The following is a 16,412-nucleotide window of genomic DNA, read 5'->3' on the forward strand; positions in this document are numbered from 1 at the left end:
GTCATCCCTTCACCGCCCCGGCGCTGAAGCCGGTGACCAGCCACTTCTGGATGAAGGCGAACACGATCACCACGGGCAGGGCGGCGATCACACCACCGGCGGCCAGCGCGCCGAGGTCGACGCTGTCCGCGCCCATCAGCGTGTTGAGGCCGACCGGGATGGTCTGCTTCTCCTGGCTGCTGAGGAACATGAGCGCGAACAGGAAGTGGTTCCAGGAGTGGACGAAGGCGAACGAGCCGACGGCCACAAGACCCGGGCGCAGCAGCGGCAGCACCACGATGCGGAAGGCGCTGAACCGGCTGCAGCCGTCGACCCAGGCCGCCTCCTCCAAGGAGTACGGCACGTTCCTGATGAAGCCGCTGATCAGGATCATCGACAGCGGCAGTTGGAAGACCGTCTCCGCGATGATGACGCTGCCCAGCGAGTTGATCATGCTGAGGTTGGCGAAGATCTGGAACAGCGGAACGAGGAGAAGCGCGCCCGGGACGAACTGGGAGCAGAGCAGGGCCAGCATGAAGCCCTTCTTGATCCGGAAGTCGAACCGCGCCAGGGCGTAGCCGCCGGCGAGGGCGACCACGGTGGTCGTCACCAGCGTCGCCAGGCCGATGAGAAGGCTGTTCTGGAAGAAGGTGCCGAAGGCCCGCTCGGTCCACACCTTCTCGAAGTGCGCCGTCGTCATCGGCCACGGCAGGAGCGAGGTGGAACCCGTCGGGCGGACCGCGAAGAGCAGGATCCAGTAGAAGGGGATCAGGGTGAAGAGCAGGTAGATGCCGAGCGGCAGGTAGATCTGCCAGCGGGGAACCTCGTCCCAGGCGCGCCGACGTGTGGGGCTCAAGGTGGTCACTTGCTCTCGCCTCCGAACTTGCTCAGGCGCAGGTAGACCATCGAGCAGAAGAGAAGGATCACGAACGCCACCGTCGTCAGGGCGGAGGCGTAACCGAAGTTGTGGGCGTCGACACTGGTGTTGGCGATGTAGAGGGGGAGCGTGGTCGTCTCGCCGGCGGGGCCGCCGCCCGTCAGGGTGTAGAGCAGGTCCACGTTGTTGAATTCCCACACCGCGCGCAGCAGGGTGGAGAGGATGATCGCGTCCTTCAGGTGCGGCAGTGTGATGTGGACGAACTGCCGTATCCGGCCCGCTCCGTCGACCTCCGCCGCCTCGTACAGATCCTTCGGAATGGACTGGAGGTCGGCGAGGATGAGGATCGCGAAGAACGGCACCCCGCGCCACAGATCGGCGACGACCACCGCGGAGAAGACCGTGGACGTGTCGGACAGCCAGGACGTCCCGTACTCGCCGATGCCCAGGTCGGCGAGGTAACGGGTGATGCCCGTCTGCGAGTTGTAGAGCAGCACCCAGATCGCCGAGGTGAGGACCCCGGACACGGCCCACGGGGAGAAGACCAGGGCCCGGCCGAGCGCCCGCCCGACGAAGGTCTGGTTGACGATCAGGGCCAGCGCGAGTCCGAAGAGCAGCTGCAGGGTGACCTCGACGGCGACCCACTTCAGGCTGAAGGTCAGCGTTCCCCAGAAGTGCGGATCATCGGTGAAGATCCGGGTGAAGTTGTCGAATCCGGCGAAGCCGTTCCGCCAGGGCTTCGTCGGGTTGTAGTGCTGCAGGCTGTAGTAGAAGACGCTGAGCACGGGGTAGGCGATGAAGCCCAGCATCAGCAGCGCGGCAGGGGCGATGAGCAGATACGGCAGACGGCGTGGTGCCGCTCCCGTGCGGCGGCGACGCGCGGGTGCCGGGGGTGTCTCGGGTGAAGTGGCCGCCTTGGGCGGCGGGGTCACGGCTGTGGCCATGACGGCGGCTCCGTTCTCGGGCGCGAAGCGCTACGCGGACGATGTTCGAAATGCCGAACGGATGAAACGGCGGGTGGGCCGGGTGGGGGCGTCAGCCCGCGTACGGATCCGGGGTCGTTCCCGGTCTGGCCAGGAACTCGAAGTCGCAACCGGTGTCGGCCTGGGAGATCTGCTCGGAGTACAGCGCGCCGTAGCCGCGCTCGTAGCGCTTCGGCGGGGGAGCCCACTCGGCCCGCCGGCGTTCCCATTCCTCTTCGTCGACGTCCACATGGAGCGTGCGTGCCTCGACGTCCAGGGTGATGAGGTCGCCGGTGCGGACGAGCGCGAGCGGCCCGCCGACGTACGACTCCGGTGCCACGTGGAGCACACAGGCGCCGTAACTCGTCCCGCTCATCCGGGCGTCGGAGATCCGGACCATGTCCCGTACGCCCTGCTCCAGCAGATGGCGGGGGATCGGCAGCATGCCGTACTCCGGCATCCCCGGCCCGCCCTTGGGTCCGGAGTTGCGCAGCACCAGGACATGGTCCCGGGTGATCCCGAGCGCAGGATCGTCGATCGTCCGCTGCATGGTGCGGTAGTCGTCGAAGACCACTGCGGGCCCGGTGTGCTTGAGCAGCCGCGGCTCTGCGGCGATGTGCTTGATCACCGCGCCGTCCGGGCACAGGTTGCCGCGCAGCACCGCCACCCCGCCCTCGTCCGCGAGCGGGCGCGAACGCTCCCTGATGACCTCGTCGTTGTGCACGAGGGCGCCGTCGAGCTGCTCCCGCAGCGTCGTGCGGGCGACCGTCGGCCGGTCGAGATGGAGCAGATCCGTGATACGCGAGAGGAAGCCGGGCATGCCCCCGGCGAAGTGGAAGTCCTCCATCAGATACCGGCCGCCGGGGCGGAGGTTGGCGAGGACCGGCACCGTCCGCGCGATCCGGTCGAAGTCGTCCAGGGTCAGCTTCACCCCGGACCGGCCGGCCATGGCGATCAGGTGGATGACGGCGTTCGTCGACCCGCCGAGCGCCAGGACGGCGGCGACCGCGTCCTCATACGCCTCCCGGGTCAGGATCCGTGAGAGCCGCAGGTCCTGCCGGACCAGCTCGACGATCCGGATCCCGGAGGCGGCCGCCATGCGCTCGTGGCCCGAGTCGACCGCGGGGATCGACGACGCGCCGGGCATCGTCACCCCGAGCGTCTCCGCCGCGGCGGTGAGGGTGGACGCCGTGCCCATCGTCATGCAGTGCCCGGGGGAGCGGGCGAGCCCGTTCTCCAGCTCGGCCAGCTCGTCGTCGCCGATCAGACCGGCCCGTCGGTCGTCCCAGTACTTCCACATGTCCGTACCGGAGCCGAGCGTCTCGCCGCGCCAGTGGCCCGGCAGCATCGGCCCGGCCGGCACGAACACGGTCGGCAGGTCCACCGACGCCGCACCCATCAGCAGGGCCGGGGTCGACTTGTCGCAGCCACCCATGAGCACCGCCCCGTCCACGGGGTACGAGCGCAGCAGCTCCTCCGTCTCCAGGGCGAGGAGGTTGCGGTAGAGCATCGGCGTCGGCTTCTGGAAGGTCTCCGAGAGGGTGGAGACGGGGAATTCCAGCGGGAAGCCGCCCGCCTGCCACACTCCGCGCTTCACGGCCTGGGCGCGGTCGCGCAGATGAACATGGCACGGGTTGATGTCGGACCAGGTGTTGAGGACCGCGATCACCGGCTTGCCCAGGTGCTCCTCCGGGAGATAGCCGAGCTGCCGCGTACGGGCGCGGTGGCTGAACGAGCGCAGTCCCTCCGTCCCGTACCAGCGATGGCTGCGCAGCTCCTCGGGCCTCCTCCCGTCCGGGGAGTCGTGCGCGCTCACGTCTGCCATCCGGCGGCTATGGCGGCGACCTCGGCGCGGGCCGACCCGGGCAGTTCGCGGCTCGGCGGGCGGATGTCACGCCGGCACAGGCCGAGCGCGGCCAGCGCCTCCTTGACGACCGTGACGTTGTCGGCGTTGCCGTTGGCGGCCCGCAGCTCCTCGAACCGGCGGATCCGCTCCCACACCTTCATCGCGGTCGGATAGTCCCCGCCCCGCAGCGCGTCGAGCATCTCCAGCGACACCGAGGGGGCGACGTTGACGAGACCCGACGTGAAGCCGGTGGCGCCGCTCGCGAAGTACGAGGGGGCGTACGGCTCGGCGAGCCCCGCCACCCAGACGAAGCGGTCCAGACCGGCGTCGCGGGCGAAGCCGGCGAAGCGCGAGGCGTCCGGTACGGCGTACTTCACGCCGATCACGTTCGGGCACAAGGAACCGAGCTCGGCGAGCCGTGTCCCGCTCAGCCGCGGTTGACGGATGTACGGTACGACGCCGAGTTCGGGGACGGCCTCCGCGACCGCGCGGTGGTAGTCGACCCAGCCGTCCTCGGAGACGTACGGATGCACGGGCTGATGGATCATCAGCATGCGTGCTCCGGTCTCCCGGGCGTGCCGAGCGGCGGCCACGGCGGTCGGCACGTCGTGGCCGACACCGACCAGGACGACCGCGCGGTCACCGGCCTCCGCGACGGTCAGCTCGGTGACGAGGCGGCGCTCCTCGGGAGCGAGGGCGTAGAACTCGCCGGTGTTCCCGTTCGGCGTGAGCGTGCGCACGCCACCGTCGAGCAGCCGACGCAACAGCGCGCGCAGGGCGTCGGTGTCCACCGAGCCGTCCTCCGCGAACGGTGTCACGGGGATCGCCACGACATCGGCGAGCGCGGCCTTCTCTGTCTCGAAATCCCTGGTCACTCGGTCACTCCGTCTTCGGGGAAGGCGCGCTCGACGAAGGAGGCGATGTGGTCGTGGACGGCGAGGCCGGCGCCGGCGGAGTCACCGGCGGTCGCGAGTCGCAGGATCTCCTCGTGCTCGGCCGCCTCGCGCTCCCAGGAGGGCGTCGAGGCCCATGCCACGGTCGACACCAGGGCGGCCTGGTCGCGGACCTCGTCCAGCATCCGGCCGAGCAGGGGGTTTCCGCAGGGCAGGTAGAGAGCGCGGTGGAAGTCCCGGTTGGCCAGGGAGCGTTCGGCCGGGTCCTCGGCGGTCGCGGCCCGCCGGAGCGCGTCACGCGCCTCGTCGAGCGGCGAGCCGGCGAGGACGGTACGGCGTACGGCCTCCGGCTCCAGGAGCAGCCGTACGTCGTAGACGGAGCGTGCCATGTCGGCGTCCACCATCCGTACCGTCACGCCCTTGTACTGGCTCATCACCACGAGGCCGCTGCCGGCGAGCGTCTTGAGGGCTTCGCGCACCGGCGTCTTCGACACCCCGAAACGGGCGGCGAGTTCGGTCTCCACCAAGGCCTGGCCGGGACTCAGTCCGCCGGTCAGGATGTCGTGCTTGATCGCCTCCAGGACGTACTGGGTGCGGGACGGGATGGGGCTGGGGGCGAAGGCCATGACGCACTCTCAGATCTCGTGTATCGCGTCTCATATATGACGTACGAAGTGCAACGCCGTTGAAGCTAAGGGGGCGTTGACGCTTCGTCAATGCTTCGCGCACGATTTCTAGAAAGCGCTTGCTGGCCTTCGTTCCGTGAGTGGGCCTCTGTCCTACCGGTGGTCTGCGTGCCGGTGGTCTGTTTGTCCCTGGTCGCCGGCTGTGGTCAGCGCACGCCGAGCAGGTGGTCCAGGGCGAGTTGGTCCAGCCGTTCGAAGGCCATCGACCGCTCGGCAGCCGCCGTCACGTCGAAGTCCTCGAAGGAGCCGCTGTCCGCGAGCAGACCGGAGAGGCCGTCGGGCGCCGTGGGCAGGGCGAGTTCGTGCAGTCGGGAGGCGGTCAGCGCCTCCTGGACCTCGGGATCCGCGCGGAAGGCGGCGGCGCGCTCCTTCAGGATCAGGTAGTTGCGCATGCAGTTCTTCGCCGACTCCCACACGCCGTCGAAGCCGTCCGTGCGAACGGGCTTGAAGTCGAAGTGCCGCGGCCCCTCGTACCCCGCCGCCTCCAACAGGTCCACCAGCCAGAACGCCTGACGCAGATCACCGGCCCCGAAGCGGAAGTCCTGGTCGTACTTGATGCCCGACTGGCCGTTGAGGTCGATGTGGAAGAGCTTGCCGGCCCACAGGGCCTGGGCGATGCCGTGCGGGAAGTTGAGCCCGGCCATCTGCTCGTGGCCCGTCTCCGGGTTCACGCCGACGAGTTCGGGGCGTTCCAGGCGCTCGATGAAGGCCAGGGCGTGCCCGATGGTGGGCAGGAGGATGTCGCCGCGCGGCTCGTTGGGCTTGGGTTCGATCGCGAACCGGAGGTCGTAGCCCTGCTCGGTGACGTACTGGCCGAGGAGGTCGAAGGCCTCCTTCATCCGGTCGAGCGCGACCCGGACGTCCTTCGCCGCGCCCGACTCGGCGCCCTCACGGCCACCCCAGGCGACGTAGGTGGTGGCGCCGAGCTCGACGGCGAGGTCGATGTTGCGGATGGTCTTGCGCAGGGCGTACCGCCGCACGTCACGGTCGTTGGCCGTGAAGGCGCCGTCCTTGAAGACGGGGTGGGTGAAGAGGTTGGTGGTCGCCATGGGGACCTTGAGGCCGGTGCGGTCGAGGGCGTCCCGGAACCGCTTCACGACCGCCTCGCGCTCGGCCTCCGACGCGCCGAAGGGGATGAGGTCGTCGTCGTGGAAGGTGACGCCGTACGCCCCGAGTGCGGCGAGCCGCTCGACCGACTCGACGGGGTCGAGCGCGGGGCGGGTGGCCTCGCCGAAGGGGTCGCGCCCCTGCCAGCCGACGGTCCACAGGCCGAAGGTGAACCGGTCCTCGGGGGTGGGGGAGAAGGGCGCGGGGGAGGAGTGTTCCGTCATGGTCGTCTGTCCCTCTTCTGTTGCGTGGACGGCGGAAGAGGGGTGTGGCTGGGCCTGGCCCCTCGATTTGTTTTCTGAGATAACTAATACGCCACGGGGCGATCCCGCGCCAGAGTGGCCACGCGGTTCGACGAAAGGTGAGACCTATGGCGGCGACGGGCACCACACCCCCGGTGGTGATCGGCGTGGACAGCTCGACCCAGTCCACCAAGGCGGTCGTCGTGGACGCCGCCACCGGTGCCGTACGCGCCGTCAGGCGGGCCGCGCACGCGGTCACGGGGGAGGACGGAGCGCGGGAGAGCGACCCGGAGCAGTGGTGGTCCGCGCTGGGCGAGGCGGTCGCGACCGCCCTCGCCGCCGCGGACGTGCCTCCGCGCGCCGTCACCGGCATCGCCGTGGCCGGCCAGCAGCACGGCCTCGTCGTCCTCGACGCGGCAGGCCGCCCGCTCCGCCCCGCCGTGCTCTGGAACGACACCCGGTCGGCGCCGCAGGCCGCCGAACTCACCGCCGCGCTCGGCGGCCCGGACCCCTGGCTCGCCCGCACCGGCTCGGTACCGGTCGCCTCCATGACCGCCACCACCTGGCAGTGGCTGCGCGCCCACGAACCGTCCGTCACGGCCGCAGCGGCGGCCGTCCGGCTGCCCCACGACTTCCTGACCGAGCGCCTCTCCGGCGTCGCCGCGACCGACCCCGGAGACGCCTCCGGCACCTGCTGGTACGACACGGCGTCCCACGCCTACGACCCGGAGATCCTCCGCCTCCTCGGCCTCGACCCGGCCCTCCTGCCCGTCGTCGCCGCGAGCGGTGCGACCCGCGTCGGCACGCTCACCCCGGACGCCGCCGGCGCGCTCGGACTGCCGCCCGGCGTCGCCGTCGCCGCCGGTACGGGGGACAACATGGCCGCGGCCGTCGGCCTGGGGCTCGGAGGTGCGGGGCTCCTCGACCATCCGGTCGTCAGCCTCGGCACCTCGGGCACCGTCTTCGCCGCCACCCGTACCCGTCCCGCCTCCGCCGGACTCGCCGGGTTCGCCGCCGCCGACGGCACGTACCTGCCCCTCGGCTGCACCCTCAACTGCTCGCTGGCCGTCGACCGGTTCGCCGAGCTGCTCGGCCTCGACCGTGAGGACACCGCACCCGGCGACGGAGTGGTCGTCCTGCCCTATCTCGACGGCGAACGCACCCCCGACCTCCCCCACGCCACCGGCCTCGTGACCGGCCTGCGCCACACCACCACCCCGCGCGCCATCCTCGGCGCCGCCTACGAGGGCGCCGCCTTCACCGTCCTTCGCGCACTCGACGACCTCCTCGCCGCCTGCGGTCTCGACCCCGCCGACCCGGCGGTACGGGACCGTCCGCTGCGCCTCATCGGCGGCGGCGCGCAGGGCAGTGCCTGGAGGGAGACGATCCGGAGGCTTTCCGGCCGGCCCCTGGTGGTCCCGGCCGCGACCGAACTCGTCGCCCTCGGCGCGGCCGCCCTCGCCGCCTCCGCCGCGACCGGAGAGGACCCGGTCGCGATCGCCGGGGCCTGGGGCGCGGGCGAGGGGGAGACCCTCCCGCCGGTCGCCCGCGACGAGGAGACCTGGAACCGGATCGCCTCGGTCCTCGACCGCGCGACGCCGAGCCTCCTCGGCCGAGGAGGCTCGGGGGAGTCGGGCGCCCGCGATGTGCGGGCGCCGTCATGTGAGGGAGGCCGTCGGGGCGCGGGTGGCTAGGAAGGCGCGGGTGGCTGGGAGGGGGCGGACAGCTAGGAAGGGGCGGACGGCTGAAAGAGACCGGACCGCCAGGAAGGGGCGGGCGGTACGAAGAAGCCCGCGGTTACGAAGGGGCCGGTGGCGGTACCACCGCGACCGGGCAGTGGGCGTGGTGCAGTACGGCGTGGGCGACCGAGCCCATGAGGAGCGACGCGACCCGGTACCTGCGGTGGCGGCCCACGACCACGAGGTCCGCGCTGCGGGAGCCCTCGACCAGTCGCCCCGCCGCGTCCGCCGGTACGACCACAGGGGCGACCTGGACGTCCGGGTACCTCTCGGTGAAGGGCCGCAGCCGGTCCTCCTGGAGCCGGACGGTGTCCCGGACCAGCTCGGGAGTCTCGTCGTCCAAAGGAAGCGGCGGGGGCACCTGCAGGGCGGGCGAGGGCGGTCCGACCAGCATGACCGGCGAGGGCGGAAGCCGGTAGGCGGTCACCACCTCCAGCGTCACACCACGCTGCTGGGCCGCGTGGAACGCGAAGTCGAGGACCTCGTCCGCGGTCTCCTCCGGGTGGAGCCCGACGAGGACCCGGCCCGCCTCCGTCCCGCTCTCCGACGGCACCGTGCGCTCCTCGTGCGGCACCACGACGACCGGACACGGCGCCGACGACGCCAGCGACCGGCTGACGGAACCGAGCAGCAGGCTCGCGAAGCCGCCGCGTCCACGGGAACCGGTCACCAGAAGGCGCGCCGTCCGGGCCATCTGGAGGAGCGCGTCGGGCACCGTGCCGTCGAGCGACTCGTACCGTACCGGCACCGGTGAGTCCTGCCCCTCGATCCAGGCGGCGACGCCGTTGAGGACCGTATCGGGGATGTTGGGGTTCTCGCCCAGCTCCGAGGCGATCCGGGCGGTACCGAGCTGCAGAGCCTCGGAGCGCACATGGGCGACGACCAGGGGAGCGTCGAGCCGCCGCGCTGCGCCCAGGGCCCACACGAGGGCCAGCTGGCTGTGCTCCGACCCGTCCACACCGACGACCACCGGCTTTTCATCCATAGGGGAATGATTACCCCTGTACCGGTTCTTTGCGTATCGGAACTACGCGTATCGGACCTTCGGACCCGTGTCGGCCCTTGCCTCTCGAGCGGCGCAGCATACTGGGCGCGGCGGGACCGGAGAGGCGGCAGCAGTGAGTCAACAGAACGACCGGTACGACGTCGTGGTGGTCGGTGGCAGCGGAGTGGACACGGTCATCCGTGTGGACACCCTGCCCGTCCCCCTCGCCGACTCGGTCCATGTGGGACCGATCGAGGAGTGGCCCGGGCACACCGGCGGGAACGTGGCCCTCGGCACACGGGCCCTGGGCCTGCGGGTCGCCCTGCTCGACTGCGTGGGCGACGACTGGATCGGCACGCTCGTACGGCAGCGCATGGCCGAGGGGGACGTCGAGTTCCACCCCGTGATCTCACCCGCCGGCACGCGGCGCGCGGTGAACCTCGTCGACGCGACCGGACGCCGGATGTCCTTCTACGACGGCCGGGACCCTGCGGACCTGCGCATGCCCAGGGAGCACTACCTGCCCCAACTGCGCCGTGCGCGCCACGTCCACGTCTCGATCATGAACTTCGCGCGGTTCCTGTACGACGACCTCGAGGACCTCGGCGTCCCCGTCTCCACGGACCTGCACGACTGGGACGGCCTGGCGGACCACCACCGGGAATTCGCCCTCCGCTCCGACCTCGTCTTCTTCAGCGCGGCGAGGGCGGGCGACGGCACGCCGGCGCTGATGCGGGAGATCCTGCGCGAGGGCCGCGCGCGGACCGTGGTCGCCACGGCGGGCGCGGACGGCTCCTACGTCCTCACCCGGGACGGAGGCCCGACGCCGCACCACGTCCCGGCCATCGCCCCGCACGCCCCCGTCGTGGACACCAACGGCGCCGGCGACGCGTTCGTCAGCGGCTTCCTCCACGGCCGGCTGGCCGGCGAGTCCGTCCTGACCTGCGCCCGCCTGGGGTCGATCTCCGGTGCCTACGCCTGTACGGCCCCGGGCTCCACGGCCCTCATCACCCCCGAAGCGCTCCTGGTGGCGGCAGGAGGCTGACCGAGGGCCGAGGTCGGAGCGGAGCGGCCGACGGGTACGGCCGCCCCGCGCCTCATGTCCGGTGTCCGAGTGGCGAGGCCCGTGGGCAGCCGGTGCGATAGGGGCATGAAGGAGTGGGTAGCCCGTTGGTGGGCCGAGTTGCCGCCCGCCGCGGGCTCCGCCGTGATGGCCACCGGCATCCTCTCGGTCGGATTCCATCTGACCGGCCGTGAAGCGGTGTCCCGCATGCTGCTCTGCCTCGCGGCCCTCGTGTGGCTGCTGCTCGCGTGCGACTTCGCCACCCGGCTGCTGTACAGCCGTTACCGCTGGGTCGCGGAGGCCGACACCCCTCCCGCCCTGACCGCCGTCGCCGCGACGACCGTGCTCGGCGTACGGGTGGCGGCCTTCGGCTGGACCACGGTGGCCGACGTCCTCCTGGCGCTGGCCGCCGTGTTGTGGGCACCGCTGCTCATGGCGGTGCTGACGCACCTGTGGCGCCGTATGCCGGGCGGGGTCTTCCTGATCTGCGTCGCCACGCAGGGACTCGTGGTCCTCGGCGCCACCCTCGCCGTCTCGGCCGGGGACTGGCTCGCGCCAACGGCCCTGGTCTTCTTCGTCCTCGGACTGCTGCTCTATCCGGTCGCCCTGTTCCGGTTCGACTTCCGACAGATCACCGAGGGCGCCGGAGACCAGTGGGTGGCCGGTGGCGCCCTCGCCATCTCCGCGCTCGCCGGTTCCAAGCTTCTCGCCACCGGCGTGTGGGCGGGCACGGGCGTCCACACCGCCCTGCGGACGGTCACCCTGATCCTGCTGGCCGCCGACCTCGCCTGGTACCTCACCCTGCTCGGCGCCGAACTGCTGCGGCGCCGCCCGGGCTATGACGTACGACGCTGGGCTAGCGTCTTCCCGATGGGGATGACGGCGGTCGCCTGCCTGTCGACCTCGGCGGCCACCGTCATCGGATGGCTCGACGGCCTCGGCCAGGCCCTCCTGTGGATCGCGGCGGCGGCCTGGCTCGTCACGTTCGCCGGGACGGTCCGGGCGGCCCCCCGACGGGCCGTCGTCTCCCCGGGCGGGCACACGACCTGAAGGCCGAGGGAGACGCGAGCCGTTCGTATCGCCGGGCAACGACTTTCGATGACTGCGACGGGTGCTCCCGGCAGGCGACCATCGTCGACAAGCCGAGGAAGCAGACGACGAGCGTGGAGTGCACCGTGGGTCTTGAGCAGTCGCAGCACCGCTTTCACATCAGCCAGAAGCTCACGCCCATGGCCAACCGTTACGTGGTCCACGCGGCCGGACCGGACGGCGCCGAGGGCGAGATCGTCGCGTTCGCGCACCAGAAGCGCCTGGCCCTGAAGGAACGGATCACGTTCTACACGGACGAGTCGCAGAAGCAGGTCCTCTTCACCTTCCAGGCCCGCCAGGTCGTGGACCTCGGCGCGACGTACGACATCCGCGCGGCCTCGGGCGCCCCCGTCGGCAGCCTCCGCAAGAACTTCGCCGCCTCCCTGCTGCGGAGCACCTGGCACATGAGCGAGGAAGGGGCGGCGGCCGAGACGACGGGCGTCGAGCGCAACATGGCCGTGGCCGTCCTGCGCCGGGCCTGGGGCATCATTCCGTTCGTCGACGTCCTGCCGTTCGCCTGGCCGTACCACTTCGACTTCGCCCGGTCGGACAGCCCCGTCATGTCGGTGCAGAAGCGCCTGGGCCTGCGGGACCGTTACGTCCTGACGATCCACGACGAGCACCTCGACCGCCGCCTGGCCATAGCCCAGGCCGTCGCCCTGGACGCCCTGCAGTCCAGGTGACGGCCCGGTCCTCCCCGCGGAACGGTGTGGCGCTACGACCGGAGAGACGCCTGGTGGAGCGCGTCCGGGCCGATCGGCATGTCGGGCAGCGACTTCGCACGCGGCGCACTCCGCGCACCCGGCGTACCGGCCGCGTCCTGTGCGCGCTGCGGGACCGCGCCGCGCGAGGGGGCGGTGGTGCCGGCGAGGGCGCCGTCGACATGGGCGTACAGCGCCTCGGTGATGGGATCCGGCAGCGGACGGCCCTGCTCGTCGAAGCGCTGGTACTTCATGAGGTTGTAGCCGATGGCGACCTGGCGTCGGCCGTCCTCGGTGGACAGGGCCCAGGTCCCCGCGCCGAAGACAGCACCGTCATGGCCCCAGTACCAGCCGCCGCTCGGCATCTTGAGGGTGTAGATGCCCAGGCCGTAGCGCATCAGCGCCTCCTCGCCGGGCTCGGTCTTGTACGCAGGGACGGTGGTCTTCATCTCGCGCAGCTGCGCCGCGTCGAGCAGCCGGCCGTCGAGCAGCCGGCGGTAGAACTCGTTGAGGTCGCTCGTCGTCGACACCAGTGCGCCGGCCGTGCCCGCCCACGACATGTCGGTGACGCTGTAGTCGCGCGGCGGGTCGATCAGACCGAAGAACGACTCGTACATGCTCGCGTGCGGGCCCTTGGTGAACGGCGAGTTCGGGAAGTAGGTGTGGCGAAGCCCGGCCTTGCGGATGACATTCCGGGTGATGTACGCCTCGGCCTTCTGCCCGGTCACCCGCTCCAGGATCAGCCCGGCCAGGATGTAGTTGGTGTTGGAGTACGCGTGCGTCCCACGCTCCGCGACGGGCGGGGCGGCGAGACCGAGGCGGGCGAGTTCCTCGGGGGCGATGTGGCGCAGGCGGTTCTCGTCGAGGGCCTTGCCGGGGTTCTCCAGGATGCCCGGGAAGGCGGGCAGCACGTAATCGGCTATGCCACTGGTGTGGTTCAGCAGCATCCGGACGGTCACCTGCCGGCCCCGCTCCCCGGACACGATGTCGGGGACGTAGCGGCCGACGGGAGCGTCGAGGTCGATGCGTCCGTCGCCGACCTGCTGGAGGACGGCGACGGCGGTGAAGGTCTTGGTGATGCTGCCGACCCGGTGCTCGAAGTCCGGCCGCGTGGGGCGGCGGCTGTCGATGTCGGCGACCCCGGTGGCTCCCCGCCACTGCGCCGAGCCGTCGCGGACGGCCGAATAGGCGCCGTACATCCCCGCCTTGTGGAAGGCGTCGAGCGAGCCGCGCAGCGCCGCGCGGTCCAGACGATGGCCGGTGGCGGCCGCCGAGACGGCGGACACGGCCGTGGGGGAGCCGGGCTCGGCGGCGACGGCGGACTGCGCCGGTAACGCCGTGGCGGAGAGCGCGACCAGCGCGGCAGCGGCGACGACGGACCGGGAGGCCCTGCGGTGGGTGGTCATGAATGGAACCTGTTTCCCTCGTTGTTGGCAGTGGTTCCATCCTCGACGCGCCCGCCAGGCACGCCGTCCGCCCTCGGGAGGATCTTGTGCACAGGAACGTGTGACATTTGTCAGGAGTCCCGCCCGAGGTGCGACGGTGGCACACTGGCCGCTGATCGTCCCAAGGAGTCCCGCGTGCCCATCATCCGCAATCTGAGGCGTAGCGTCCGCCGTGCGTACCGTCGGACCGTCGACCTGAGCCACCCCGCCCGCTCGCCTCTGGGCAGCTCGGTGGTCAACTGCGTGCTGTACGAGGACGGGGCGCGGCAGCGCGGGTCATGTCCCGCCGAGGAGGCGGTGCGACGGGTCCGCAAGTCCGGCGACGGGTTCGTCTGGATCGGGCTCCACGAGCCGTCCGTCGAGGAGTTCGCCGGGCTCGCCGAGCTGTTCGGGCTCCATCCGCTGGCCGTCGAGGACGCCGTCCACGCCCACCAGCGGCCCAAGCTGGAACGGTACGACGACACGCTCTTCGCCGTCTTCAAGACCGTCCGCTACGTGGAGCACGAGGAGCTCACGGCCACCAGCGAGGTCGTCGACACCGGTGAGCTCATGGTCTTCACCGGGCCGGACTTCGTCATCACCGTCCGGCACGGCAGCCACGGTTCACTCGGCCCGCTGCGGGAGGCGCTGGAGGCGGATGCCGACCAGCTCGCCAAGGGGCCCGCGGCCGTGCTGCACGCCATCGCCGACCACGTCGTGGACGACTACCTCGCCGTCGCCGACGCCGTGCAGAACGACATAGACGCCGTCGAGACCGCCGTCTTCAGCGAGCAGGTCTCCCGTGGTGACGCCGGCCGCGTCTACCAGCTCAAGCGGGAACTGCTCGAACTCAAGCGGGCGGTGGCTCCCCTCGACCGTCCGCTCCAGTCCCTGGCGGCCGCGCAGCCGCTGTCCCTCGTCTCGGCGGAGATCCAGCCGTACTTCCGCGACGTCGCCGACCACCTCTCGCGGATCACGGAACAGATCACCTCCTTCGACGCGCTCCTCGACTCGATCCTCCAGGCCCATCTGGCCCAGGTGACCGTCGCCCAGAACGAGGACATGCGGAAGATCACCGCCTGGGCCGCGATCATCGCCGTGCCGACGATGGTCTGCGGCGTGTACGGCATGAACTTCGACCACATGCCCGAGCTCCGCTGGACCTTCGGCTACCCGCTCGTGGTGGGCGTGATGGCCGTGGCCTGTTTCCTCCTCCACCGCAGCTTCCGCCGCAACGGCTGGCTGTGAGACCACGGCCCGCCCCATCGGCCGAACCGGCCGGGAACTCCTGTGGACCGGTCCTCGCGGCGCTCGCCCGGGCTCACGACCCTGGTGACACCTCGGCCCGCAGCGCGGCGGTGTGAGCCCGTACCTGATCGGGCGTGAGGTACGCGTCGGTGTACTCGAAGTCGGCGAGCTTCCCGGACCGTGAGGCCAGGAACCCCGTACGGACGAAGTCGTCCCCGGCCACGGCGTTGAGCAGCCAGTTCGTCATCACCCGTGTCTTGGCGACATTGGTCCGCAGCGCCGCCCAGTGGTACGCCCGGGCCACCGCCTGGGCCGGCATGCCGTGCAGCTCGATCCCGAGCGGTTTCGAGACGGCGTCCCGGCCGCCCAGGTCCACCACCAGACCGAGGTCCCGGTGGTAGTACGGGTACGTCTGCTCGCCGCGCAGGGTCGCGACGAGGTTGTCGGCGACCTGCTTGCCCTGGCGCATGGCGTGCTGCGCCGTGGGCGGGCAGATCGCGTCCTTCTCGGCCTTGGCCAGGTCCGGTACGGCGGCCGCGTCGCCGAGGGCGTGCACGCCGTCCATGCCGGGGACCACCATGTCGGGCCCGACCACCAGCCGCCCCCGGTTCGTCTCCGCGCCCAGGGTGCCGATCAGCGGGCTGGCGGCCACGCCGGCCGTCCAGATCAGCGTGCGGCTCGGGAGCACCCGACCGTCGGTGAGCGTCACCGCCTTGTCGTCCACGGAGGCGACCGAGACACCGAGCGAGACCTCGATGCCGCGCCGCCGCAGGATGTCCAGCGCGGCGGCGCCCAGCTTGTCGCCCAGCTCGGGCATGAGCTTGGGCGCGAGGTCGACCAGATGCCACTTGATCAGCGCCGGGTCGAGGCGCGGATAGCGCTGGACCGCGTGGTGGGTCAGCCGCTGCAGGCAGGCCGCCGTCTCCGTTCCCGCGTAACCGCCGCCGACCACCACGAAGCAGAGCCGGGCCGCGCGCTCCGCGTCGTCCTGGCTCGCGTCCGCCAGATCCAGCTGGGCGATGACGTGGTCGCGGATGTAGGCCGCCTCGGCGAGCGTCTTCATGCCCCGCGCGTGCTCGCTCAGCCCCGGGATGTCGAAGGTGCGGGTCACGCTGCCGGGCGCGAGCACCAGGTGGTCGTACGGCTCGGCGACGAGTTCGCCCGAGATCGTCCGTACCAGGCAGACCTTCGCCTTGGTGTCCACGCCGACCGCGCCGCCCGGAATGATCCGTGTGCGGTGCCGCTTGCTGCGCCGTAGCGACAGGGCGACCGACTGCGGCGTGAGGACGCCGGCCGCGACCTGGGGCAGGAGCGGCAGATAGAGCTGGTACGAGTAGGGCGAAAGCAGCGAGATCTGCGCCTCGCGCTCGGTGAGCCGCCGTTCCAGCCGCTGTACACAGCCGACCCCGGCGAAGCCGGCGCCCACCACGAGAATCTTCGGTCGAGTCACGATGCCCGCCTCCCGGGTCGTCGGTCGTTGAGGCCTCTCCTAACCTCTCCGGCCGATTCGGAACCCGGATTGTCCGCCGAAGGGGTGACTGCAAAGCGGGAGATATCGGTAGGTATTTGGG

Annotated in this window: 14 protein-coding genes; 5 read left to right on the forward strand and 9 right to left on the reverse strand. The window is 71.1% G+C overall.

The window, feature by feature from the left end; translation table 11 throughout:
- Window position 1: 1 nt before the first annotated feature.
- The 6 genes from ACWF79_RS10480 to xylA all read right to left on the reverse strand — a co-directional run bounded on the left by ACWF79_RS10480 (window position 2) and on the right by xylA (window position 6,574).
- Window positions 2-844, reverse strand: a complete 843-nt coding sequence (locus tag ACWF79_RS10480) for a carbohydrate ABC transporter permease (protein WP_453727667.1) — start codon at window positions 842-844, stop codon at window positions 2-4.
- Complete coding sequence (locus ACWF79_RS10485) at window positions 841-1,800, reverse strand: carbohydrate ABC transporter permease (protein WP_453727668.1); 960 nt, start codon at window positions 1,798-1,800, stop codon at window positions 841-843. Before ACWF79_RS10485 ends, ACWF79_RS10480 begins: the two co-directional genes overlap by 4 nt.
- Before the next feature lie 91 nt (window positions 1,801-1,891).
- Entirely contained in the window at window positions 1,892-3,643 is a 1,752-nt protein-coding gene (gene araD, locus ACWF79_RS10490; RefSeq protein ID WP_453727669.1) for an L-arabinonate dehydratase, read from the reverse strand.
- Entirely contained in the window at window positions 3,631-4,539 is a 909-nt protein-coding gene (locus tag ACWF79_RS10495) for a dihydrodipicolinate synthase family protein (protein WP_453727670.1), read from the reverse strand. Before ACWF79_RS10495 ends, araD begins: the two co-directional genes overlap by 13 nt.
- Window positions 4,536-5,183, reverse strand: coding sequence for a GntR family transcriptional regulator (locus ACWF79_RS10500; protein WP_453727671.1), 648 nt, complete (start codon window positions 5,181-5,183; stop codon window positions 4,536-4,538). Before ACWF79_RS10500 ends, ACWF79_RS10495 begins: the two co-directional genes overlap by 4 nt.
- A gap of 206 nt (window positions 5,184-5,389) precedes the next feature.
- Window positions 5,390-6,574: a xylose isomerase gene (gene xylA, locus ACWF79_RS10505; protein ID WP_453727672.1), complete on the reverse strand. Its 1,185-nt coding sequence runs from the start codon at window positions 6,572-6,574 to the stop codon at window positions 5,390-5,392.
- A gap of 146 nt (window positions 6,575-6,720) precedes the next feature.
- Between xylA and xylB the strand changes: the two genes are divergently transcribed.
- Window positions 6,721-8,286: a xylulokinase gene (xylB, locus tag ACWF79_RS10510; RefSeq protein WP_453727673.1), complete on the forward strand. Its 1,566-nt coding sequence runs from the start codon at window positions 6,721-6,723 to the stop codon at window positions 8,284-8,286.
- Window positions 8,287-8,389: 103 nt separating this feature from the next.
- On the opposite strand, the gene ACWF79_RS10515 is transcribed toward xylB, so the two are convergent.
- Entirely contained in the window at window positions 8,390-9,316 is a 927-nt protein-coding gene (locus ACWF79_RS10515) for a universal stress protein (RefSeq protein WP_453727674.1), read from the reverse strand.
- Window positions 9,317-9,449: 133 nt separating this feature from the next.
- Between ACWF79_RS10515 and ACWF79_RS10520 the strand changes: the two genes are divergently transcribed.
- The 3 genes from ACWF79_RS10520 to ACWF79_RS10530 all read left to right on the forward strand — a co-directional run bounded on the left by ACWF79_RS10520 (window position 9,450) and on the right by ACWF79_RS10530 (window position 12,151).
- Complete coding sequence (locus ACWF79_RS10520; protein WP_453727675.1) at window positions 9,450-10,361, forward strand: carbohydrate kinase family protein; 912 nt, start codon at window positions 9,450-9,452, stop codon at window positions 10,359-10,361.
- Window positions 10,362-10,466: 105 nt separating this feature from the next.
- Window positions 10,467-11,429, forward strand: a complete 963-nt coding sequence (locus tag ACWF79_RS10525; protein ID WP_453727676.1) for a tellurite resistance/C4-dicarboxylate transporter family protein — start codon at window positions 10,467-10,469, stop codon at window positions 11,427-11,429.
- Window positions 11,430-11,554: 125 nt separating this feature from the next.
- Entirely contained in the window at window positions 11,555-12,151 is a 597-nt protein-coding gene (locus tag ACWF79_RS10530) for a hypothetical protein (protein ID WP_453727677.1), read from the forward strand.
- A gap of 32 nt (window positions 12,152-12,183) precedes the next feature.
- Here ACWF79_RS10530 and ACWF79_RS10535 read toward each other — a convergent pair whose 3' ends face one another.
- The gene (locus ACWF79_RS10535) at window positions 12,184-13,575 is read right to left on the reverse strand and encodes a serine hydrolase domain-containing protein (RefSeq protein ID WP_453727678.1); all 1,392 of its coding nucleotides are present in this window, start codon (window positions 13,573-13,575) and stop codon (window positions 12,184-12,186) included.
- Window positions 13,576-13,755: 180 nt separating this feature from the next.
- On the opposite strand from ACWF79_RS10535, the gene corA reads away from it, so the two are divergent.
- Window positions 13,756-14,841, forward strand: coding sequence for a magnesium/cobalt transporter CorA (gene corA / locus ACWF79_RS10540; protein WP_453727806.1), 1,086 nt, complete (start codon window positions 13,756-13,758; stop codon window positions 14,839-14,841).
- Between the two features lie 73 nt (window positions 14,842-14,914).
- Here corA and ACWF79_RS10545 read toward each other — a convergent pair whose 3' ends face one another.
- A complete protein-coding gene (locus ACWF79_RS10545; protein WP_453727679.1) occupies window positions 14,915-16,291 on the reverse strand; it encodes an NAD(P)/FAD-dependent oxidoreductase in 1,377 nt (458 codons plus the stop codon).
- Window positions 16,292-16,412 lie beyond the last annotated feature (121 nt).

Source organism: Streptomyces sp. NPDC054975 (genome assembly GCF_053609105.1).